The 20,737-nt window shown below is 62.3% G+C and carries 21 protein-coding genes; 6 read left to right on the forward strand and 15 right to left on the reverse strand.

Annotation, left to right across the window (positions count from 1 at the left end; translation table 11 throughout):
- Nucleotides 1–3 precede the first annotated feature (3 nt).
- From ACEW7X_RS12100 to pobA, 3 genes are all read right to left on the reverse strand, one after another.
- Nucleotides 4–1,071: a PDDEXK nuclease domain-containing protein gene (locus ACEW7X_RS12100; protein ID WP_420177261.1), complete on the reverse strand. Its 1,068-nt coding sequence runs from the start codon at nucleotides 1,069–1,071 to the stop codon at nucleotides 4–6.
- Nucleotides 1,068–2,276 (reverse strand): tyrosine-type recombinase/integrase, encoded by a 1,209-nt coding sequence (locus tag ACEW7X_RS12105; protein ID WP_420177262.1) that lies wholly within the window; start codon nucleotides 2,274–2,276, stop codon nucleotides 1,068–1,070. Before ACEW7X_RS12105 ends, ACEW7X_RS12100 begins: the two co-directional genes overlap by 4 nt.
- Nucleotides 2,277–2,524: 248 nt before the next feature.
- A complete protein-coding gene (gene pobA / locus ACEW7X_RS12110) occupies nucleotides 2,525–3,700 on the reverse strand; it encodes a 4-hydroxybenzoate 3-monooxygenase (RefSeq protein ID WP_257740365.1) in 1,176 nt (391 codons plus the stop codon).
- 259 nt (nucleotides 3,701–3,959) lie between these two features.
- Between pobA and ACEW7X_RS12115 the strand changes: the two genes are divergently transcribed.
- Entirely contained in the window at nucleotides 3,960–4,760 is an 801-nt protein-coding gene (locus tag ACEW7X_RS12115) for an IclR family transcriptional regulator domain-containing protein (protein ID WP_257740472.1), read from the forward strand.
- Nucleotides 4,761–4,777: 17 nt separating this feature from the next.
- Here the strand turns inward: ACEW7X_RS12115 and ACEW7X_RS12120 are convergent, their stop codons facing one another.
- Nucleotides 4,778–5,539 carry a TSUP family transporter gene (locus ACEW7X_RS12120; protein WP_420177263.1) on the reverse strand — a complete coding sequence of 254 codons (762 nt, stop codon included), beginning with the start codon at nucleotides 5,537–5,539 and terminating at the stop codon, nucleotides 4,778–4,780.
- Nucleotides 5,540–5,843: 304 nt separating this feature from the next.
- Between ACEW7X_RS12120 and ACEW7X_RS12125 the strand changes: the two genes are divergently transcribed.
- Nucleotides 5,844–6,767 (forward strand): LysR substrate-binding domain-containing protein, encoded by a 924-nt coding sequence (locus ACEW7X_RS12125; RefSeq protein ID WP_420177264.1) that lies wholly within the window; start codon nucleotides 5,844–5,846, stop codon nucleotides 6,765–6,767.
- Here the strand turns inward: ACEW7X_RS12125 and ACEW7X_RS12130 are convergent.
- The 7 genes from ACEW7X_RS12130 to ACEW7X_RS12160 form a co-directional block, all read right to left on the reverse strand.
- Nucleotides 6,728–7,708, reverse strand: a complete 981-nt coding sequence (locus tag ACEW7X_RS12130; RefSeq protein ID WP_134838718.1) for an aldo/keto reductase — start codon at nucleotides 7,706–7,708, stop codon at nucleotides 6,728–6,730. The two genes, ACEW7X_RS12125 and ACEW7X_RS12130, sit on opposite strands and share 40 nt — an antisense overlap.
- 193 nt (nucleotides 7,709–7,901) lie before the next feature.
- A complete protein-coding gene (gene pip, locus ACEW7X_RS12135) occupies nucleotides 7,902–8,846 on the reverse strand; it encodes a prolyl aminopeptidase (RefSeq protein WP_420177265.1) in 945 nt (314 codons plus the stop codon).
- A 169-nt stretch (nucleotides 8,847–9,015) separates the two neighbouring features.
- A complete protein-coding gene (locus ACEW7X_RS12140) occupies nucleotides 9,016–9,768 on the reverse strand; it encodes an amino acid ABC transporter ATP-binding protein (protein ID WP_130486787.1) in 753 nt (250 codons plus the stop codon).
- A gap of 19 nt (nucleotides 9,769–9,787) precedes the next feature.
- Nucleotides 9,788–10,441 carry an amino acid ABC transporter permease gene (locus tag ACEW7X_RS12145; protein WP_130486699.1) on the reverse strand — a complete coding sequence of 218 codons (654 nt, stop codon included), beginning with the start codon at nucleotides 10,439–10,441 and terminating at the stop codon, nucleotides 9,788–9,790.
- Nucleotides 10,442–10,542: 101 nt separating this feature from the next.
- Nucleotides 10,543–11,331, reverse strand: coding sequence for an amino acid ABC transporter substrate-binding protein (locus ACEW7X_RS12150; RefSeq protein ID WP_068366202.1), 789 nt, complete (start codon nucleotides 11,329–11,331; stop codon nucleotides 10,543–10,545).
- A gap of 334 nt (nucleotides 11,332–11,665) precedes the next feature.
- Nucleotides 11,666–12,115, reverse strand: coding sequence for a peptidoglycan-binding protein LysM (lysM, locus tag ACEW7X_RS12155; RefSeq protein ID WP_068366205.1), 450 nt, complete (start codon nucleotides 12,113–12,115; stop codon nucleotides 11,666–11,668).
- Nucleotides 12,116–12,267: 152 nt separating this feature from the next.
- Nucleotides 12,268–12,846, reverse strand: a complete 579-nt coding sequence (locus ACEW7X_RS12160) for a hypothetical protein (protein ID WP_127774792.1) — start codon at nucleotides 12,844–12,846, stop codon at nucleotides 12,268–12,270.
- 264 nt (nucleotides 12,847–13,110) lie between these two features.
- On the opposite strand from ACEW7X_RS12160, the gene ACEW7X_RS12165 reads away from it, so the two are divergent.
- Nucleotides 13,111–13,407 carry a hypothetical protein gene (locus ACEW7X_RS12165; RefSeq protein WP_068366211.1) on the forward strand — a complete coding sequence of 99 codons (297 nt, stop codon included), beginning with the start codon at nucleotides 13,111–13,113 and terminating at the stop codon, nucleotides 13,405–13,407.
- A gap of 298 nt (nucleotides 13,408–13,705) precedes the next feature.
- On the opposite strand, the gene ACEW7X_RS12170 is transcribed toward ACEW7X_RS12165, so the two are convergent.
- From ACEW7X_RS12170 to ACEW7X_RS12180, 3 genes are all read right to left on the reverse strand, one after another.
- Nucleotides 13,706–15,031 (reverse strand): TRAP transporter large permease, encoded by a 1,326-nt coding sequence (locus ACEW7X_RS12170; RefSeq protein WP_068366214.1) that lies wholly within the window; start codon nucleotides 15,029–15,031, stop codon nucleotides 13,706–13,708.
- Nucleotides 15,028–15,567, reverse strand: a complete 540-nt coding sequence (locus ACEW7X_RS12175; RefSeq protein ID WP_068366216.1) for a TRAP transporter small permease — start codon at nucleotides 15,565–15,567, stop codon at nucleotides 15,028–15,030. Before ACEW7X_RS12175 ends, ACEW7X_RS12170 begins: the two co-directional genes overlap by 4 nt.
- A 263-nt stretch (nucleotides 15,568–15,830) precedes the next feature.
- Nucleotides 15,831–16,868, reverse strand: a complete 1,038-nt coding sequence (locus ACEW7X_RS12180; RefSeq protein WP_134838721.1) for a TRAP transporter substrate-binding protein — start codon at nucleotides 16,866–16,868, stop codon at nucleotides 15,831–15,833.
- Nucleotides 16,869–17,377: 509 nt separating this feature from the next.
- Here ACEW7X_RS12180 and ACEW7X_RS12185 point away from each other — a divergent pair.
- The 3 genes from ACEW7X_RS12185 (at nucleotide 17,378) to ACEW7X_RS12195 (ending at nucleotide 19,129) form a co-directional block, all read left to right on the forward strand.
- On the forward strand, nucleotides 17,378–18,265 hold the full coding sequence (locus ACEW7X_RS12185) for a fructose bisphosphate aldolase (RefSeq protein ID WP_068366223.1): 888 nt from the start codon (nucleotides 17,378–17,380) through the stop codon (nucleotides 18,263–18,265).
- A gap of 170 nt (nucleotides 18,266–18,435) precedes the next feature.
- On the forward strand, nucleotides 18,436–18,783 hold the full coding sequence (locus ACEW7X_RS12190) for a YidH family protein (RefSeq protein ID WP_308219093.1): 348 nt from the start codon (nucleotides 18,436–18,438) through the stop codon (nucleotides 18,781–18,783).
- A gap of 13 nt (nucleotides 18,784–18,796) precedes the next feature.
- Nucleotides 18,797–19,129 (forward strand): DUF202 domain-containing protein, encoded by a 333-nt coding sequence (locus ACEW7X_RS12195; protein ID WP_068366225.1) that lies wholly within the window; start codon nucleotides 18,797–18,799, stop codon nucleotides 19,127–19,129.
- A gap of 78 nt (nucleotides 19,130–19,207) precedes the next feature.
- Here ACEW7X_RS12195 and zigA read toward each other — a convergent pair whose 3' ends face one another.
- Nucleotides 19,208–20,410, reverse strand: a complete 1,203-nt coding sequence (gene zigA, locus ACEW7X_RS12200; protein WP_420177266.1) for a zinc metallochaperone GTPase ZigA — start codon at nucleotides 20,408–20,410, stop codon at nucleotides 19,208–19,210.
- Between the last annotated feature and the right edge of the window lie 327 nt (nucleotides 20,411–20,737).

The following is a 20,737-nucleotide window of genomic DNA, read 5'->3' on the forward strand; positions in this document are numbered from 1 at the left end:
ATATCAGGTCTTTCCTGCACTATCGCGCTGCTCGATCTGGAGCCGTGCCCGCTCGGTCGCCTGCTGCAACCGTTCGCCCAGCACCGCACGCGGCGGCAAGGTGGTTAGATACTCGGCAACGTGGATGCCTGACTTGTCCAACTCCAGCAATTCGATCTGCTCGGACTTCTTGCCCGTGCAGAGGATGATTCCCAGCGGCGAGGCTTCCTCCGGCTCGCGTTCGTGCTTGTCGAGCCAGCGCAGGTAAAGTTCCATTTGCCCCTTGTATGCCGCCTTGAACTCGCCGATTTTCAACTCCACCGCCACCAGCCGACGCAGCTTGCGGTTGTAGAACAGCAGGTCAAGGTGGAAATCCTCATCGTCGATCTGGATGCGCTTCTGCCGGGCCAGGAAGGAAAAGCCCGCACCCAGTTCCAGCAGGAAGGATTCCATTTCACGGATGATCGCCGCTTCCAAGTCGCCTTCCTGCCAGGTGTCCCGCAGCCCCAGGAAGTCGAGGATGTACGGGTCGCGCATGACCAGCGCCGGTGTCATGCGCTGCGCATCGCGCAGGGTCGCCAACTCCTGCGCAATCGTTTCGTCCGGCTTCTTCGACAGCGCCGTGCGCTCGTACAGCATCGAGTCGATGCGCTCGCGCAGCGTCCGCACACTCCAGCGTTCGGCACCGGCCATCTGTGCGTAGTAGTCCCGCTGGAGCGGGTCTTTTAGCGGCAGCAGCGCGACGAAATGCGACCAGCTCAATTGTCGTGACAGCGTCACGACAATTGGTTCGTCCGGGTACGTAGCGGCGAACTGCACCATTCGGCGCAGGTTCTTGTCCGCGAAGCTGCGCCCGTAATCGCGGACAAGCTGCTCGGCCAGGGACGGCATGATTTCCTCGCCGTACCCGGCCCGCTGGCCGGCCAGCACTTCCGTATGGATGCGCTGGCCGATACGCCAGAACAGCAGCGTCAGCTCTGCATTGACCGCCAAGGCGGCGCGCTGGCGCGACGCCTCGATCAGTGCTCGAAGGTCGCCCAGCAGCGCCGACGGCGCTGCGGATGACGTGATGGATGCCGTACGCTTGCTCATGCCAGGGCCTCCGCTAGTTGAGCCGGTTGCCGCACGCCCGTGATGGCCTGGCGCCGGCTCGCCACCAGTTCGGCCGCATCCCGCACAGGCTTGTCCTCGGTGTGGACGTAGTGCATGAACATCGCCACGGTCTTGTGGCCCGTCAGCTTCATGCCCACCTTGGTCGGCACGCCCGAGTTGGCAATGTCGGTCGTGGCCCGATGGCGGATGCCGTGCGTGCCGACATGCGGCACGCCGGCGGCCTTGAGTACGCGCGTCCAGCCGCAATAGTGCTCGCCGAAGGTCAGGTGGCGGGTCGGGTCGTTGGGCGACGGCAAGACGTAGGCGCAGCCCTCCAAGCGTGGCGCTGTCGAAAACAGCCGATAAGCTTCCTCGCTCATGGGCTTGGAAATCCCGCCGGTCTTGCTGCCCGGCCAGACGACACGACGCTTTTCCAGATCAACCCAGTCCCATTCCAACGGGCAGATTTCCGAGCGGCGGGCGGCGAACTCGAATTGCAGGCGGATCGACAGCGGAATGACGTAGTTCTCCAGCCCCTCGGCTTCCAGATGTTCCAGATGGCGGAAGATCCGCACCAGCTCATCGTCCACGATCAGCCGGGTTTCCTTGCCAGGTGGATACATCGGAACATGGCGGCAAGGATTCGTGCCGTCAGGGCGCAGCCCCCACACTTCGGCCAGGTTGAACATCTTGCGCAGTACACCGAAGGTACGGTTGGCTTCGGCCTGCTTGTAGGCCAGCTTCTTCATCAGCGCGGCCACGTCCGGGCGCTTCACGTCCTGCACCTTCATCCGGCCCATGATCGGGATGATGCAGCGGTCAATGACGCCCTGATAGACGCGCTGCGTGCTGGCCTTGTTGCGCTGCTTGGAGTAGTCCTCCATGAACGTGTGGCAAAACTCCTTCACGGTCGGTGCCTTGCGGGCGGCGTTCTTGACCGCGCTGGGATCGCCGCCCTTGCGCACCTCGGCTAGCCACGCCTGCGCCATCGTGCGCGCCTGATCGACGGTCAGTTCCCCGTACTGACCCAAGGCGGGCTTACGGCGCTCGCCGGCGTTCGTGCGGTACTGGAGCATGAACACCTTGCGGCCCGCCGGGGTGATCTTGCACAGGAAACCCGGCACCACGGTGTCCCGCAGTTCGACGGCCTTGGCCTGAGGTTGCGCCGCATCGACTGCGGACTTGGTGAGCTTGATTTTCGCCATGATGACTCCTCGGAAAGCCCGGTTTCCAAGAGCCGCATGGGAGCCACACGAGGGGAAGCCGGGTCAAGTTTCGGAAAGCACCGGCATATGTTGAACTCGCCTAAGTGATTGATAAACCTGTTGTATCGAGCCTTGGCGTAGTCCAGCGAATTGCGGTACTGGAGTCATCGTGAAACAAAAAAAACCGTTTCCGCCCCAAGGGCCGGAAACGGCAGATACCTGCTTTTCCGCGCATCGCGGAACCGGCCTTATTTCATCGGCAGGCCGACATAGTTCTCCGCCAGCGACGTCGATGCCGCCACGGATTTCACCAAGTAGTCCAGCTCGGCTTCCTGAATCTTCTGACCGAACTCCCCTTCGGCAGGGAAACGGTGCATCAGCGACGTAAACCACCAGGAGAAGCGCTCGGCCTTCCAGATACGGCTCAGGCAACGCTGCGAGTAAGTGTCGATACCAGCCTGGCTCTTCTCGTCATAGAACTCGGTGATGGATTCGGACAGATAGCCTACATCGGACGCGGCCAGGTTCAGGCCCTTGGCGCCCGTGGGCGGCACGATGTGCGCGGCATCGCCAGCCAGGAACAACCGGCCAAAGCGCATGGGTTCCGCCACGAAGCTGCGCAGCGGGGCAATGCTCTTTTCCAGCGACGGGCCGGTCACCAGGCGTTCGCGGGCCTCGGCATCCAGGCGCAGGCGCAATTCGTTCCAGAAGGCCTCGTCGCTCCACGATTCCACCTTGTCGGTCAGTGGCACCTGCAGGTAATAGCGGCTGCGTGTCAGGCTGCGCATGCTGCACAGCGCGAAGCCCCGTGGCGTGTTGGCATAAATCAGTTCGTCGCTGACCGGTGGCGTGTCGGACAGCAGGCCCAACCAGCCAAACGGATAGACTTTCTCGTAATTGTGGATGGCGGACGCCGGTACGCTGGCGCGGCTCACGCCATGGAAGCCATCACAGCCAGCGATGAAATCGCATTCGATCTCGTGCTCCTGGCCATTTTTGGTATAGCGCACACGCGGGCGTTCGCTGTCGAAATCATGCAGGCTGACATTGGACGCCTCGTAGATGGTCGTCAGGCCTTCGGCAGCCCGGACTTCCATCAGGTCGCGGGTCACTTCGGTCTGACCGTAGACCAGCACCGACTTGCCGCCGGACAGCCCCGTCAGGTCGATACGGTGGCGCTCGCCCTTGAACAACAACTCAATACCGTGGTGGGGCAAGCCTTCCTCGTGCATGCGAGAACCCACGCCAGCACGATCCAGCAGATCGACCGCCACCTGCTCCAACACGCCGGCCCGGATGCGGCCCAGCACATATTCGCCAGTCTGGCGTTCAAGGATGATGTTGTCGATGCCGGCCTTGTACAGCAACTGGCCCAGCAGCAAACCGGAAGGACCGGCGCCAACGATGACGACTTGGGTACGCATGGGGGAGTCTCCTTGTGATTTTTACCTGGCCGGAATCTGATTCCGAACCGACGCTCACAGACTAAGAGACCGGCTTTCTTTGCGCCATGGCCTGCCCTGGCTATTGCTCGATCATTAGAATGGCTGTGCGATAATCGCGCAATTATTGATAGAACCCAACTGTCTCGTCGCCCAACTGAACGGACCGCGCACCATGCCGAACTCCCCCCCGCCCGGGATTGGCCCCCACTCGAACACCCATCCGACCACGCAGCCAGCACTGTCTGCCGGCGGCATCGCCCATGCGGATTTCATTGCCGGCCTTGCCAAGGGGCTGGCAGTCCTGGAAAGCTTCGATACCGAACGCCAGCGCCTCAATGCCACCCTGGCCGCCGAACGCGCCGGACTGACACGCGCCGCCGCCAGGCGTCACCTGCTGACACTCACGCATTTGGGCTACCTTGAGAGCGATGGACACTATTTCTGGCTGTCCCCCAAGGTACTGCGCTTCTCCGGCAGTTATTTATCCTCTGCACGCCTGCCACGCGTGGTGCAGGCCACGCTCAACCGGCTGGCGGCACAGACCGGTGGATCGTTCTCCGTTGCCGTGCTGGATGGCGATGAAAGCGTCATTGTGGCCCGCAGCGCCAATTACGGGGGAGGCGAGCGCGCCATGCTGCCTTACGGCTTGCATCTCGGGGCGCGCCTGCCTGCCCATGCGACGTCTACCGGACGCATGATGCTGGCCCTGCTGGCCCCCCAGGAACTGGCGCACTGGCTAGAGGGCCCCGCGCCCGGCAGCATGCGCGAACTGCCGCGTCTTACCCCGAACTCGATCACCGACATCAGGGAACTGCGTGGCAGCCTCGAAACTGCGCGCAAACAGGATTTCTGCCAGGTCAGCGAAGAGCATGAACTGGGCGTGCATGCGCTGGCCATCCCGCTGCGCAACATGAAGGGCATGGCCCTGGCCGCGCTGAATATCGTTTCATCCACGCAAGGCCGTACAACCCTGCAGGTTCGCCAGGACATGTTGCCGGCCATGCTTGATGCCGCCCGGGAACTGCGCGGTCTGCTATAGCAGGGGCCGGCGTCGCGTCAGCCCCACTGACGCAGGATCATGTGCAGACCCAGCCCGGCCAGGCACAGGAAGAAACAGAAACGGAAGTGTTCAAGCGACAATCGGGCGCGTAGCGCCGCGCCCAGCTGCATGCCCGCCACGGCGGGCAGCAGCATCAGGCAGGAAACCGCCAAGGTCCAGCCATCGTAACTGGCGTTCAACCACAATCCGGCGGCCAACGCCAGCGTCGATGCGGTAAAAGCCAGCCCCATGGCGCGTATGAGTTCATCCTTGGCGAGGCCCAAGCCTTGCAGATAGGGTACAGCCGGCAAGACAAACACGCCTGAAGCGGCTGTCAGCAAACCGGTCAGCAGGCCGGCCAGCGGTCCCATCCAAGCCTCATGGCGGCGCGGCACAAGAAACCTGCGGCCAGCCAGCCCCCATGCGGCATAGGCCAGCAATGCCAGGCCCAGCACCACGCTGGCGGCACCGCCTGCCGGCGCCCCCAGCCAGGCCGCGCCGGCCAGCGTCCCGGCGACACAACCGGCCAGCAGCCCGCCCAGCCTGCCTACCTCCGTCCTGACCGCACGCCAGGGGCCAGCCTGCCAGAGATTCGTCAGCAAGGACGGCACGACCAGCAAGGCGGCCGCTTGCGCCGGAGCAATCAACAGGGCCAGCAAAGCCATGGAAATCGTCGGCAATCCCAGGCCCACCACGCCCTTGACGACACCTGCCAGCAAAAAGACCGCCACCACTGCAAGCAGGACACCCACTGACACTTCATGTACAGACAACACCATTGCCATGCTCCCGGGCCACGTCGGCCACTATGGAAATTCACGGTATTGTGCGCCGCTGCCCGGCCCTGGTGTGATCGGGATATTCTTGACCCAGCCTCAGGCCTATCCTTAGCCTATTTTAGTCACGGCTACCGCAACCCAACACGCGCCCCAGGCACTGGCAGGCATCGAAGAATGGTGTCTATAAGCGATAATTTCCGCTATTTCGGCAGCTATCATGTGGCATGGCCTGAACCGCCGGCGGTCCGCCGGACACCTGAAAACCTAAGGCTGGCACTGAGCCTGCCAAGTTGCGGAATTTCCCATGCGCTTCGACCTGACGGACCTGAGCCTGTTCCAGCACATCTGCGAGAGCGGGACCATCACCGCCGGCGCAGAACGTTCCCACCTGACGCTGGCATCAGCCAGCGAACGCGTGCGCGGCATGGAAGCCACGCTTGGGGTTGCACTGCTGCGGCGCGACCGGCGCGGCGTGACGCCCACTCCCGCCGGACAAACCCTGCTGCACCATGCGCGGCTCATGACCCAGCAAATGGCACTGATGCACGGCGAACTGCAGCAATACGGCCAGGGGCTCAAGGGCCTGGTGCGCATGAGCAGCAACGGCGCGGCGTTCAGCGAATACCTGCCCACCCTGCTGGGCAGTTTCCTGCACCGTTATCCGGGCATTTCCATTGATATTGAGGAACGTGCCAGCCATGAAGTCGTCGATGCCTTGCGGCGCGGCGCCTGCGAACTGGGCATTGCCGCAGACAGCGCGGACCTGTCGGGTTTGCGCCAACTGCCCTTCCGCCACGACACGCTGGTGCTGATCGTACCGCCCGGGCATGCGCTGGCAGCCCGGCGCAGCATTGGTTTCGATGAAGTGGCCGGCGCAGATTTCGTCGGCCTGGACAACGACAGTGCCCTGCAACAGCACATCGCCCAGCATGCCCGCCGCCAGCATGGCGGCCTGCCGGCCTACCGCATACGTGCACGCAGCTTCGAGTCTGTGTGTCGAATGGTCGGTAGCGGCGCCGGCATCGCCGTGGTACCCAAAGTCACGGCCATGCGCTGCGCCCGCCATTCCGGCATCCGCCGCCTCACACTGGAAGACGCCTGGGCCGAGCGCACGCTGGTACTGTGCACGCGGGCCGGGGAACCGCTATCGCGGCATGCCGGCCAGCTCGCCGCCCATTTGCTGGGGTGTCAGGATGACGCGACGCTGGCCTGGTCCAGCACGGCGTAATCTTCCGCCGACAGGCGCAGAGTCGTGGCCTTGAGCAGGCTTTCCAGCTGATCCAGGCGCGTGGCGCTGGCAATGGGCGCCGTCACGCCATCGCTGCCTATCAGCCATGCCAACGCCACTTCCGCCGGCCGGGCATTGTGCCGCCCTGCCACTTTATCCAGTGCATCCAGGATGCGCAGGCCACGCGGGTTCAGGTATTTCTCTACACGACTGCCCCGTGCGCTCTGCCCCAGATCATCCAGGCTGCGATATTTACCAGACAGGAAGCCGGACGCCAGGCTGAAATAAGTGATCACCCCCAGCCCTTCGTCGCGTGCCAGGGCCCGCAACGCACCCTCGAAACCGGCCCTGTCATACAGGTTGTATTCGGGTTGCAGGACGTCGTAGCGCGGCAGGTTTTCGCGCTCGGAAACCGTCAGGGCCTCGCGCAGCTGCGCGGCATCATAGTTGGAAGCGCCGATGGCGCGCACCTTGCCTTGCTGCAGCAGTTTTTCGTGGGCCCGCAATGTTTCCTCGATGGGCGTCTGCGCATCAGGATGGTGGCTGAAGTACAGGTCGATATAGTCAGTCTGCAGGCGCCTGAGCGAATCCTCCACAGCCTTCAGGATGTACTCCGCCTTCAATCCGCCGCCGCCCGGGGCGTCGGGCCAACCGACCTTGGTAATCAGCACGGCCTGGCTGCGCCGCGACGGCGAAGCCTTGAACCAATTGCCGATGATGGTTTCCGATTCCCCGCCCTGGTTGCCCGGCACCCAGGCCGAATAGACGTCGGCCGTATCGACGGCATTGAAACCAGCGTCGAAGAACCGGTCCAGCAATTCGAAGGAGCGTTTCTCGTCCACCGTCCAGCCAAACACATTGCCGCCGAACACCAGCGGCGCAATTTCCAGGCCGGAGCGGCCCAGCGGGCGCTTGCCCGGGTTTCCCTTCGATGCGGTCATGAACGTCTCCTGGAGATCGGTTGCGTGATATCGCCGGCGCCCTGGCGCGCCGGCAGCGCAACCATTGTAAGTGGCTGGCGCGGCCTGTAAATCCCGGCTGAGAAATAAACTCATTTCCGCCTGCTGCGCCTCGCCCCCAGGCCGCAGACCAGCAGAGTGACGGCCTGGCGCCGCCACTCTGCCCGCACCGGCATCAGCCCGCGAATTCGTCCGTGGCGCGCACCAGCGCATCCACGTTCTGCACTTCCGAGGCCGCATGGCCCGCCAACGGCGAAATGTGCAGACGCGACCCGGGCCAGGCATGATGCAAGTCCCAGGCATTGGCCAGGGGGCAGATCATGTCGTAACGACCATGCACGATGACGCCGGGAATGCCCGCCAAACGGTGCGCATCCCGCAGCAGCTGGCCATCTTCCTCGAAGAAGCCAGCATTGAAGAAATAATGGTTTTCGATGCTGGCGAACGCCAGTGCGAACATGTCTTCCTCATGGCCGGCAATCGCCTGCGGGTCCATTTCCAGGCGGCTGGTCGAACCTTCCCAGGCGCTCCATGCCTTCGCCGCAGCCAGCCGCGCGGCAAGATCGCAACCATTGAGGCGGCGGTGATAGGCTGCAATCATGTCGCTGCGCTCATCGGCCGGAATCGCATCACGGAACCCTTCCCAGGTATCGGGGAACAGGTGGCAGGCCCCTTCCTGGTAAAACCATTCAAGCTCCCAGCGACGCACCAGGAAAATGCCGCGCAGCACCAGATGCAGTACCTGCTCCGGATGGCGCTCGGCATAGGCCAGCGCCAGCGTTGAACCCCAGCTGCCGCCAAATACCTGCCAGCGCTCGATGCCCAGGTGGCGCCGCAGCGTCTCGATATCTTCGACCAGATGCCAGGTGGTGTTGTTACTCAGGTCCGCATGCGGCGTAGAACGGCCGCAGCCCCGCTGATCGAACAGCACGATGCGGTAGCGCTCGGGGTTGTGGAAACGGCGCATGTCGGCATTGCAGCCACCGCCAGGTCCGCCATGCAGGATCACCACCGGCAGCCCATCCGGGTTGCCACATTGCTCGTAATAGAGCTCATGCCGGTCGTCCACACGCAGACGGCCGTGGTCAAAAGGTTCGATTTCCGGATACAGGGTACGCATGTCTGGCCTTCTTCAGCACCCTGCCGCCAGGAACGGCGGCAGGCAACCGACCGATTGTATGCCTGTGCCCCGCTGGCGCGGCAGATCCCCCAAAATATGACAAGGACCCAGGCACGCATGCGCCGGGGCCCTTGCAACGCGCCATGCCGCCAGGCATGGGCGGGATAGCCTACAGCATGCGCCCAAGGAAGGCGCGAGCGCGTTCATGGCGCGGCGCATCGAAGAATTCGGCGGAAGGCGCTTCCTCCACAATCTGCCCCTGGTCCATGAACACCACGCGTTGCGCCACTTCCCTGGCGAAACCCATTTCATGGGTCACGACCAGCATGGTCATATGCTCCTCAGCCAGCTGACGCATGGTGCGCAACACTTCAACCGTCAGCTCCGGGTCCAGCGCGGACGTCGGCTCGTCGAACAACATGATTTCCGGTTCCATCGCCAGCGCCCGGGCAATGGCCACACGCTGCTTCTGCCCACCAGACAGGCGCGAAGGATAGTTGTCGCGCTTGTTCAGCAGGCCCACCTTGCGCAGCAGTTCCTCAGCCCGGGGAACCGCCTCTTCTGCCTTCATTCCCTTGACCGTCACCGGCGCTTCGATGATGTTCTGCAACACCGTCATATGCGGGAACAGGTTGAACGACTGGAACACCATGCCCATCTTGCGGCACAGGCGCCGCACATCGGCGTCTGGCGCATAACGGCTGCGGCCATCGGCCTGCGCCTGCGCCAGCGTCTCGCCTTCGACGCTGATGCTGCCTTCGTCTATGGTTTCCAGATGATTGAGGCAGCGCAGGAAAGTGCTTTTGCCCGACCCTGACGGGCCGATCACTGCCACCACCTCGCCTTTGCCCAGGGTCAGCGAAACGTCGCGCAATACCCGGGTCGCGCCGAAGGACTTGCCCACGCCACAGGCTTCGATCATGATGTGGCGCGCCGCGGCTTCAATTGTCGTACTTGGCATAGTGCTTCTCCAGGCGCTGGAAGATCCAGGTCAGCAACAGGGTCATGGTCAGGTAGAACACTGCCGCGACGATGAAAGGCGTACTGGTGAAATCACGCTGCACGAATCCCCGCGCCACGCGCAGCACTTCGTTCAACGCAAGCACGTAGATCAGCGCCGTGTCCTTGATCAGCGTAATGGTCTCGTTGCTCATGGGCGGCAGAATGCGCTGCACCATCTGCGGCAGCACGATGCGCCGCATGGTCTGGACATAATTCATGCCCAGCACTTTTGCGCCTTCGTACTGCCCCCGGTCTATGGACTGGATGCCAGCCCGGAAGATCTCGGCAAAATAGGCAGCGTAATTCAGGGTGAAGGCCACCACCGCCGCAGGAAAATCATCCAGCCTCACCCCGATCACCGGGACATAAGGCAGGGCGAAATAGATGAACAGCAATTGCAGCATCAGCGGCGTGCCGCGCATCAGCCAGATGAAGCCATTGACCAGCCAGTTGAGCACCTGGAACCTGGAAATGCGCGCCAGCGCGAGCGCCAGGCCCAAAGGCACCGCCAGTATCAGGGTAATGAAGAATAGCTTGAGCGTTACCTGGGCGCCTTGCGCCATCGGCCCAAGCAGGGAAAAAACATAATCCATGCAAGTTTTCCAGCGGCACAGGCCGGCCACCGCGCGACACGGGGCCGGCCCCTGGCGGATGGCCGGCTAGGGCCTTGGTCTTTGGTGAGAAGGACCGTATTTTATTTGATGATGTCGGCGCCGAACCACTTATTGGAGATCGTGGCGGCGGAACCGTCCTTCTTCATGGCATTGAGCGACTCATCGAGCTTCTTCAGCAATTCGGTGTCGTCCTTGCGCACGCCCACGCCGTATTCCTCGGTGCCGAAGTGGTCTTCCAGCACGCGGAACTCATCCGGACGCTTGCCGACATAATAGCGGCCCACCACTTCGTCGACCACCACGGCTTCCAGACGGCCCGTACCCAGGTCCATCAGCGCGGTGATGTTATCGCCGAAGGTCTTCAGGTCCTTGAAGCTGGCGGCGACTTCGGTTTCCTTCTTGATGGCATCAACGGCGCTGCTGCCTTCCTGCGCACCCACCACGCGGCCAGCCAGATCAGCCTTGGATTGCACTGGCGAATCCTTGGTCACGATAATGATCTGGTGGTTTTCCATGTACGGCTCGGTGAAACCGATGTTCTTGCGGCGCTCGTCGGTGATCGTCAGGCCGTTCCACAGCACATCGACGCGCTTGCCGTTGAGCTCCGCTTCCTTGGAACCCCAGTCGATCGACTTGAACTCGACGTCAGCACCCAGGCGCTTGGCAGCTTCGCGGGCCATGTCGATATCGAAGCCAACCAGTTCATTCTTGTCATCGCGAAAGCCCATGGGCGGGAAATTATCATCCAGGCCCACGACAATCTTGGCCGGAATGGCGGGCGCAGCCGCCACAGGCGCGGGATCGTCTTTCTTGCCGCAAGCGGCCAGGACGGCAGCAGACACCAGGAGAACAGCAGAGATTTTTTTCATATCCAGGAACGCCGTAGCGAAAAAGTCAGAAACATTTGCCGAGCCAGGGCGCGGCGGGAATCTTCCATTTTAGCCTCTGGCTGAAATAAAAAGCGCCCAGGCACGTAAAAGGCGGCAAAGATGCCAAGACAGGCAAAGTCCGTCACGACGGGTCCGCAAGACGGTGGGCGCCCTCCATGGGCACGCTGTCCGCCCTCACTGTCTGCGGCAACATGGCCGGCCCAACGGCAGATACAAAAAAGCATGGCCGGCCAGGACGCTTGTCACGCCCCGACCGGCCATGCGCGGCAGCACTATCCACCGGCCCCGCCACTCAATGAGGGCAGACGCTGGCTCAGGCCTCCAGTGCAGGAATGCGCAGCACCTGGCCCGGATAAATCTTGTCCGGGTGGGTCAACATCGGCTTGTTGGCCTCGAAAATGACGGTGTACTTCGCACCTTTGCCCTTACCGTACTGGGTCTCGGCAACCTTCCAGAGCGTGTCGCCCTTCTGCACGGTATAGAACACCGCCTCGACGGCGGGCGCGTCCACTTGCAGTTGATTGTCCACGGCGGCCACACCCAGGGTATTGCCCAGCGCCAGCGCGATTTTCTCGGCTTCCTCGGTGGAAGCTGCCTTGCCCTTGACCGTCACCTTGTCGCCATCGACAGAAACATCCAGGCCTTCAGCGCCCAGGCCCAGCTTATCCAGCTCTTTCTTCAGCGCGTCCGGCGTCGCCGCCTGGGCTTCGCTGCCACCGAAAATCTTCTCACCGACGTCTTTGATAAAACTCAGCAGGCCCATGGCTGGACTCCTATCTGGTTGGGAAAACGGAAACATCCCAGCCATCATATCGGCATATCCGGCTATCCGTCTGTCAACGGCTGTTAAAAAAAGCAATTCCCGTAAATACTGGCAATACCGGAAATGATGGGGAGGCGCCAGGCTGGCAGCCTTCAGACACTGGCCGGACGACTCACTCGCTCATTGAGCGACTGCATCAATTCATGTTCGCGCAGCAGGATGAGCCGCATGCCCAGGATCACGACCACGAACGGCCCCAGGAGCGCCAGCAGCCAACTGCTCCAGACCAACCCGGCCAGCGACAGTGACAGATAGATCGCAAACGTAAAGGCCGCGACGCGGACGATGTATCGGGCATTGGCAGCGTCATAGCCCAGTGCCCGGCCGATCACCATGGGCAGGATCAGCAACAGGGCGATGACCTGCCCGAGGAAAGGAATGGCGCACATCACGCCAGTCTGGATCGCCAGCGCCCCGGCGGCCGCGCGGGTGGTCTGGCCGCCTTTTTCATACAGCATGCGCGCGTCGCTGACATCGTAGATCCGCACGATATCGTGCCTGGCGTCACTGAGCAGCCTGACCACATGCCCCAGCTCCATCTGTTCCGCCACCGACAGCGCCACGGTAAAGGTATGGGACTGCGTTCCGCTCGACAGCGTGACACTGTCGCCCACACTGGCCACCACCGTGCCTTCCAACATTCGATAGTCCCGTTTACTCATGGCAGTCATGACTGATTTCCGTGCGCCTGGCAAAAAGCGACAGCTTAACCGCTATCCGCCTCGTCCGTCGCCGCTGCTTGCCCATCACACGCCTGGCCCGCTGGCAGCGCGCCCCGTCCCAGTAACCGGCCCGGCGCGGCGCCGCCCTGCTGGGCCGTACGGTGCTGCCGCCCGACAGGCTGAAATATGTGTTCGCATGGTGCGGCACGGTCATGTCACTGACAGGCCGACTCTGCTATCGTGTTGATTCACTACCAGCCAACGAGGCCAGCCATGCAACGCGATTTCGACTTGATCGTCACTCTCCTGGGCGCCTTCCGCGATGCGGATTCCGCCACCCTTACCGCCAACGACCTGACCGTACTCCTCCAGGAAGAAGACAGCAGCGAAGATCTGGAACGCGTGCTGCTACACCTGGACCTGCTCGAAGACGCCGGCCTGGCCCGCAAGGTCGACGAAACCGGCATTCCGGAAGACGATGCCTGGCGCATTACCTGGAAGGGCTATGACGCCCTGGAACAGGACGAGGAAGACGACCTCGATGATGACGAAGACGAACTGAACGACTGAAGCCTGTGCCTGAGGCGGCGCCGCAGGCAAACCGGCCTCCGCTCCGTGTAAAAAAGGCCCCCTACGCTGCGCCTTCGGCTTGCTGCCCCCGTTGGGGCGTATTTGTCTTGGGGCAGCCAGAAAAAAAGGACCTCCCTTTGCCGGGAGGTCCTTTTTTCGTCACCCAGCCGCCCCAAGACAATCACTTGGGAGCAGCCGGCCGGAAAGCACTGCTTGGGAACTTTGTCCCCTGCTGCTCCGGCGAGACCGGCAGCGGCATGCATCATGCCAGCTACCGGCAACCCGGATCGTGCCGCGCCTAGCCAAGCCAGCGAATCATGCCCAGCGACAGCACGGGGAACAGCACCAGCAACACGATACGAACCAGGTCGGAAGCCAGGAACGGCACCACGCCACGGAAGATGGTGCCCGGGGAAATGTCCTTGGCCATGCTGTGGATGATGAACACGTTCATCCCCACCGGGGGTGTGATCAGGCCGATTTCCATGACCACCAAGGCCAGCACACCGAACCAGATGGCCTTTTCATCAGGTGTCAGGCCCCAGAACTCCAGGCCCATAATGATGGGCAGGAAAATGGGAATGGTCAGCAGGATCATCGACAGGCTGTCCATCACGCATCCGAGCAGGATGTAGATGATGATGATGGCTGCCAGCACGGTGAAGGGATCCAGGCCCAGGCCCTGCACCCAGGTAGCGAACTCGACCGGCACCTGGCTCACGGCCAGGAAGGCATTGAGCATATCCGCGCCCAGCAGGATCAGGAACATCATGCCGGTACCTTGTGCCGTACCCAGCACGCAGCGCAACAGGCCGCCATTGCTCAGGCCGCCAGCCATCCAGGCAGCCAGGCCCGCCGCCACGGCGCCGATGGCGGCCGCTTCGGTAGGCGTGAACAGGCCGCCATAGATACCGCCCAGCACGACGATGAAGATCGCCATGACCGGCCAGGTCGCGCCCAGCGTGCGCAGGCGCATCATCCAGTTCTGGCGCGGCAGCGGAGGGCCGCTGGCATCGGGATCGCGCCAGCAGATCAGACCTACGACCAGCATATAGCCCAGCACAGCCAACACGGAGGGCAGGAAGGCCGCCATGAACACCTTGGCGATATTCTGCTCGGACAGGATGGCGTAGATCACCATAGGCACGGAAGGCGGGATCAACATGCCCAACGTGCCACCCACGGCCAGGGAAGCGCTGGCGAGACTGGGCTTGTACTGGTAGCGGCGCAGCTCGGGCAGCACGACGTGCGACATCGTGGCCGCCGTTGCCAGCGACGAGCCGCAAATCGCGCCGAAACCCGCGCAAGATGCGATACCAGCCATGGCCATGCCTCCGCGCCGGTGCCCCAGGAATGCACTACCGGCACGGAACAGCGCCTGAGACAGCCCCCCTTGCGTGGCGAACTGCCCCATCAGCAGGAACAGCGGCACGACCGACAGGTCATAGACCGAGAAACGCCCAAACGGTGCGTGCTTGAGATGCGCCATCAGGGGATCCCAACCGGAAATCCACCAATAGCCCAGGCCGCCAGCCAGGAACATGGCAATCCCGATATGCATGCGCATCGCCAGGAACAGCATCATCAGAATCCCGATGATGATCCCTATGGTAGTCCCGCTCATGCCTGCACCTCGCGCTCATTGTTCAGGGGACGCAAGTCCTGCACCACCGCCATCAGCGCGGCAAGACCAAACAGAACGAAAGACGGCATCAGCGGCACATAGCCCCACCAAACCGGCATGGAAATCACCATGGTGGTTTCGCCATATTCGTGCATTTCCACCATGCCTTCCCAGCAACGCCATGCCAGCAGGAAAGCACAGCCTGCCAGCACTAGCGAGGCAAATGCATCCATGTAACGCTTCACCGGGGCCGGCGCCCACAGCGTAAAGAAGTCGACGAACACGTGGCCGCGCTTGATCTGGCAATACGGCAGGCACATGGCAATACCCATCGCCGACATGAGCTGGACCAGCTCATAATCACCGGAGATGGGAGTGGACAGGAAGATACGGCCCAGCACACTGGCCACAGACATCAGCGCTTCACACAAGAACAGCAGGCCGCCCAACACGGCGAGAAATGCGCACGCCTGCTCCAGGGCCTTGCCCCACGCGCTAGATGCCACGGCATCAGGCCGCGGCAATGGTTCGGACATTTTGGATACTCCAGGTTACAAAAAACACCCGTGAACTGGCGATTCGGCAGGCCGGACGCAGGGCTGGCAAGACCGGCCGCAACGCAGCCGGACACTTGTTCCAGCACAGCCCGCCCGGGCATGAAGACGCTGGCGCCTCACAGACAGTTCAACGGAAAACGGCAACGGGTTGATGCCTAGAACGTGAAAAGGGCCGTTATGCGGCCCTTTTCATTCAGGAATGGCAGTCCAGGCCTGTCCCGGACGTGCCATCACTGCTTGCTTTACTGGGCCGAGGAATACTGTTTGACCAGGTCCCGGGCTTCCTGCACCAGCGCTGCGCCATCCACACCCTTGGAGGAAACTTCCTTGATCCACTCGGCGATGACCGGCTGGGTAGTCTGTTCCCACAGCGCGGTCTGCTCGGGGCTCAGCGAATAGACAACATTACCGCGCGCAATCGCTGCTTCGCGGCCGGCAGCATCGGCAGCTTCGAACTGGGACGCAACCCAGGCGGAAGTATCGCCACCGCTATTGGCGTCGATGACCTTCTTCTGTTCCGGCGTCAGGCTATCGTACTTGCGCTGGTTCATGACGAACACCATGGTCGCGGTGGTCATGGCCGTGTCGCCAGCCGTTTCCATATGGAACTTGGTCAGCTCATGCGCCTTGGTGGCCGGCAGCACTTCCCAGGGCACCAGCGCGCCGTCGATCACGCCCTTGGAGAGGCTTTCGGCCATTTGCGGCACGGGCATGCCGACCGGGGTCGCGCCCAGCGCAGCCAGGATCTTGTTACCCAGGCGAGACGGTGCACGGATCTTCAGGCCACGCAGCTCTTCAAGATTTTCCACCTGCTTGTCGCGCAGATGCAGCTGATTGGCGCCATTGACCCAGATGGCCAGCGGCTTGACGCCACGGAACTCGTTTATGGCGTTCTTCTGGACGAAATCCCAGATGGCGCGCGAAGACGGTTCGTGCTTGGTCGTCAGGAAAGGCAGTTCAAACACTTCGGAAATCGGGAAGCGACCGGCGGTATAACCCGGCAGGGTCCAGACAATGTCGGCAACGCCATCACGCGCCTGGTTGAACAGCTGCGCCGGCGTTCCGCCCAGCTGCATCGCCGGGTAGATCTGGCACTTCAGTTCGCCATTGGATTCCGCTTCGATCTTTTCACACCACGGGGCGATGAATTTGGTATGCCCGGGAGAGACCGGAGGCAAAAAGTGAGCAACCTTCAGAATCACCGGTGCCGCCTGCGCTGCGCCCCCCGCGGCCATTGCCACGACTGCTGCCAGCCCTGCCAACGCTTTGCGTTTGATCATATCTCTCTCCTACGGTACCCGCGGACATCCATGTCGCCCGGGGTGAATTGAAACAATAGGCGGTAATACCCGCCTTCTAACCCCAGTTTGCCAGAGCGGCCGGGATGAAGACAGCAAATTGTCGTTCTAACAGCTATCTGTATGCCACCCCTTAAAACTAGGGATAACACCAGTGCAAAAGAAAAAAATCCCGTGTATTAGCCTGCTGCGCCTTTGGCACGCCGGCAGCAGAGCGACAGCTGGCCTTCACTTCCTGCCGTCCCGGCGTCGCACCGACATCTGGATGCCATTTACGATTTGTTCCGCACCACCGGCATCTGGACACAGTATGGCTCGATATCCAGCTGGGTTGTGCGATAAACTCGCGGCATTGCGCCCAGAGCCCCACCCTGGCCTTGTGCCGTGCGCCTGGCTGCCGCAGGATCCATTCTGCCCGGTGCCGGCCTGCCGCTGTCCCCGGGCCAGCCGATTCACCACCAGATTCATCACTATTACATAAGGATTTCAACGTGAACCAGGAACAACTGGCAAAAGTCTCGCAAGGTAACGGTTTTATTGCGGCGCTCGACCAGAGCGGCGGCAGCACCCCGAAGGCGCTGCGCCTGTACGGCGTCGAGGAATCCGCCTACAGCAACGAAGCGGAAATGTTCGACCTCGTGCACGCCATGCGCACCCGCATCGTGACCAGCCCGGCGTTCGACGGCCGCCGCATTCTGGGCGCCATCCTGTTCGAAGCCACCATGGACCGCCAGATCGAGGGCCAGGATTCCGCCGCCTATCTGTGGGAAAAGAAACAGGTCGTCCCCTTCCTGAAAGTGGACAAGGGCCTGGCTGCGCAAGCCGACGGCGTGCAGCTGATGAAGCCCATGCCCGAACTGGAAGCCCTGCTGGAACGCGCCGTGGCCAAGGGTATCTTCGGCACGAAGATGCGCTCGGTGGTTGCAGAGAACAACGCCGCCGGTATCGACCAGGCCCTGGATCAGCAATTCGAATACGGCCTGCGCATCCTCAAGGCCGGCCTGTGCCCAATCCTGGAACCGGAAGTGCTGATCAACGCCCCGGAAAAGGCTGCCATCGAAGCCCGCCTGAAGGAAGGTTTCCTCAAGCGCCTGGACGCCCTGACCGGCGACAACCGCGTCATGCTCAAGCTCACGCTGCCCAGCGTCGATGGCTTCTATGACGAACTGGTCAAGCACCCGCGCGTGGTTCGCGTGGTGGCCCTGTCCGGCGGTTACTCGCGTGCCGATGCCAACGACATTCTGGCCCGCAACCCCGGCATCATCGCCAGTTTCAGCCGTGCCCTGACCGAAGGCCTGAGCGCCCAGCAAAGCGATGCGGAATTCAACCAGGCGCTGGATGCTTCCATCGAATCCATTTACCAGGCTTCGCTGAAGTAATCACCCGCCCCTTTCAAGGGGTGGCGGCAGGCCGGATGGACAGCACGCTGCACCACCGGCAGCCGCCAGGCAACAGGCGCCTCCCCCATGGGAGGCGCTGTTGTTTTCCCGCCGCCCATTTCCTTTCGCCATCGTCTACCCATTTCCTCCCCCAGACAGGAGACCTGCCCGTGTTGAAGCGCCCCCGCTGGCAACAGCAAGGCCAAGACCCCGATTACCGTTTCACGCTGGCCAACGAACGCACCTTCCTCGCCTGGATACGCACAGCACTGGCAGTGCTGGCTGGCGGCGTGGCCCTGGACCAGTTCGCCAGCCAGCTTGGCCCTCCGGGCACCGTGCGCGTGCTGGCGCTGTGCCTCGCCCTGCTGGCAGCCTTGCTCTGCCTGTTGGCCTACATGCGCTGGCGCCAGAATGAACTTGCCATGCGCCTGTCGCGGGGATTGCCGCATACGCCCGCCATTCCGTTGCTAGCGGCGGCCCTGGCAGGGATCGCAATCGTGCTGGCGATACTGCTCTAGGCTGGCACGCGCCATGGACCCCAACGACCCCGGTTTGCAGCCGCAACGCACCGTCCTGGCCTGGAACCGCACCTGCCTGGCGCTGATGGCCAACGCGTTGCTGATTCTGCGTTCCGGCATGCTGCAGCAAAGCCATTTCATCCTGGCCCTGGGTTCGGTCGTGCTGGTGCTGGCCTCAGCCACCTTGCTGCTGGCCTACCGTCGCCACCATCTCCTGCTGCGCGGCGGACGGGATGCCGCCGCGGGCGCCTCGGTGCTATCGCGCGCCATCCCGTGGCTCGCTGCGACCTGCGGCCTGGCCACGCTGAGCGGCATCCTCACCATCCTGACCACCACCGCGGCCTGAATGCTGCCGACCGGAAACATCCGGCCGGCCTGAAGACGACTGCCCCCAATACTGTTGCCCGGATCAGGGCAGCACGCTTCAGTCCGGCCAATCCGGAAACGGATTTTTCCAGTCCCTCCAGGCCCGCGGACCCGCTGCCATTTCTGCATCGGTCAACAGGCAATGATCAAACCCCTGGCGTAATGCGGGTTCGTCCATGTCCGCGCCGATCAATACCAGTTCCTGGCGCGCATCCCCTACCCCATCGACCCATTTCCGCCGGATCAGCGCAATGGCCTCGGGGTCTTGGGGCCAGCGCTCGGCAGGCATGGCAGCCCACCACAAGCCTGCTACCTGTTGGCGCGCCACCACCCCGGCCTGGGACCAGGTGGCCGCCAGCGCAGGGTGGCTGGCCAGCCAGAAAAAGCCCTTGGCACGAACCACGCCCGCCCAGCGTTGCCGCGTCCAGTCGAAAAAACGTTGCGGATGGAACGGGCGCCGGGCGCGGTAGACGAAACTGGCAATGCCATATTCCTCTGTTTCCGGCACGTGTTCACCGCGCAGTTCCCGCAGCCAGCCTGGGGCTTGCTCGGCCTGCTCGAAATCGAACAAGCCGGTTTCCAGCACGCTGGACAACGGCACCTGGCCGAAGCTGGCCAGCTCTATCCTGGCGCGCGGATTGAGACTGCGCAGTATGGCCAGCAGGCGTTCGCGCTCGGCCGTGCTGACGAGATCCGTTTTGTTCAGGACGATCACATCGCAAAACTCGACCTGGTCTACCAGCAAATCCACCACGGTGCGCTCGTCTTCCTCTCCCAGCGATTCGCCGCGCGCTTGCAGGCTGTCCCGGGACTCATAATCTCGCAGGAAATTGCAGGCATCCACCACCGTCACCATCGTGTCCAGGCGCGCAATCTCTCCCAGGCTGCGGCCATCCTCTCCCTCGAAAGTGAATGTTTCCGCCACGGGCAAAGGTTCGGAAATACCGGTAGATTCAATCACCAGCTGGTCAAAGCGACCTTCGCGCGCCAGGCGCTGCACTTCCAGCAGCAAATCCTCGCGCAGGGTACAGCAGATGCAGCCATTGCTCATTTCCACCAATTTTTCATCGGTGCGCGACAAGGCGGCCCCACCCTCCCGCACCAGCTCTGCATCAATATTCACTTCCGACATATCGTTGACGATCACCGCCACGCGGCGGCCCTCGCGGTTGTTCAGAATGTGATTCAGCAATGTGGTCTTGCCTGCACCGAGAAACCCTGACAGCACCGTGACCGGCAGCCTATCCTGTCTATCTGGCATGACATCTTTCCTTGAAACGTTAAGGCGGGCGCTTGCCTTGGCAACTCCCGCCGGACTCGGCTCCCACCGAAAATATAAAATGATATAACATTTCAAATTATAGATGCAGCCATTTCACAGAACGCCATTGCACAGACAGACAGCGGTGGAAAATCCAGAGATGAAATGGCGCCAAAGCCCAGACCCGGCACGCACAAGCCCTCGCCTTCCTGGCGGACACAGCCTGACAGCCTGCAGTACCAGTCAGCCCGCCCCCTGCCGCTTGCCATCAAAGAAAAAACCGGGTGGGAGCCTGTCAACGGCTCCCACCCGGTTCCGGCCCGGGCC

The sequence above is a fragment of the Kerstersia gyiorum genome, assembly GCF_048595715.1.
GTDB classification, from domain to species: Bacteria; Pseudomonadota; Gammaproteobacteria; order Burkholderiales; family Burkholderiaceae_B; genus Kerstersia; species Kerstersia gyiorum.

Bases quoted from the DNA above. Each gene is read 5' to 3' on its own strand.
- ACEW7X_RS12100 (WP_420177261.1), bottom strand. From the start codon at position 1,071: ATGAGCAAGCGTACGGCATCCATCACGTCATCCGCAGCGCCGTCGGCG.
- ACEW7X_RS12105 (WP_420177262.1), bottom strand. From the start codon at position 2,276: ATGGCGAAAATCAAGCTCACCAAGTCCGCAGTCGATGCGGCGCAACCT.
- pobA (WP_257740365.1), bottom strand. From the start codon at position 3,700: ATGCGTACCCAAGTCGTCATCGTTGGCGCCGGTCCTTCCGGTTTGCTG.
- ACEW7X_RS12120 (WP_420177263.1), bottom strand. From the start codon at position 5,539: ATGGTGTTGTCTGTACATGAAGTGTCAGTGGGTGTCCTGCTTGCAGTG.
- ACEW7X_RS12125 (WP_420177264.1), top strand. From the start codon at position 5,844: ATGCGCTTCGACCTGACGGACCTGAGCCTGTTCCAGCACATCTGCGAG.
- ACEW7X_RS12130 (WP_134838718.1), bottom strand. From the start codon at position 7,708: ATGACCGCATCGAAGGGAAACCCGGGCAAGCGCCCGCTGGGCCGCTCC.
- pip (WP_420177265.1), bottom strand. From the start codon at position 8,846: ATGCGTACCCTGTATCCGGAAATCGAACCTTTTGACCACGGCCGTCTG.
- ACEW7X_RS12140 (WP_130486787.1), bottom strand. From the start codon at position 9,768: ATGATCGAAGCCTGTGGCGTGGGCAAGTCCTTCGGCGCGACCCGGGTA.
- ACEW7X_RS12145 (WP_130486699.1), bottom strand. From the start codon at position 10,441: ATGGATTATGTTTTTTCCCTGCTTGGGCCGATGGCGCAAGGCGCCCAG.
- ACEW7X_RS12150 (WP_068366202.1), bottom strand. From the start codon at position 11,331: ATGAAAAAAATCTCTGCTGTTCTCCTGGTGTCTGCTGCCGTCCTGGCC.
- lysM (WP_068366205.1), bottom strand. From the start codon at position 12,115: ATGGGCCTGCTGAGTTTTATCAAAGACGTCGGTGAGAAGATTTTCGGT.
- ACEW7X_RS12160 (WP_127774792.1), bottom strand. From the start codon at position 12,846: ATGACTGCCATGAGTAAACGGGACTATCGAATGTTGGAAGGCACGGTG.
- ACEW7X_RS12165 (WP_068366211.1), top strand. From the start codon at position 13,111: ATGCAACGCGATTTCGACTTGATCGTCACTCTCCTGGGCGCCTTCCGC.
- ACEW7X_RS12170 (WP_068366214.1), bottom strand. From the start codon at position 15,031: ATGAGCGGGACTACCATAGGGATCATCATCGGGATTCTGATGATGCTG.
- ACEW7X_RS12175 (WP_068366216.1), bottom strand. From the start codon at position 15,567: ATGTCCGAACCATTGCCGCGGCCTGATGCCGTGGCATCTAGCGCGTGG.
- ACEW7X_RS12180 (WP_134838721.1), bottom strand. From the start codon at position 16,868: ATGATCAAACGCAAAGCGTTGGCAGGGCTGGCAGCAGTCGTGGCAATG.
- ACEW7X_RS12195 (WP_068366225.1), top strand. From the start codon at position 18,797: ATGGACCCCAACGACCCCGGTTTGCAGCCGCAACGCACCGTCCTGGCC.
- zigA (WP_420177266.1), bottom strand. From the start codon at position 20,410: ATGCCAGATAGACAGGATAGGCTGCCGGTCACGGTGCTGTCAGGGTTT.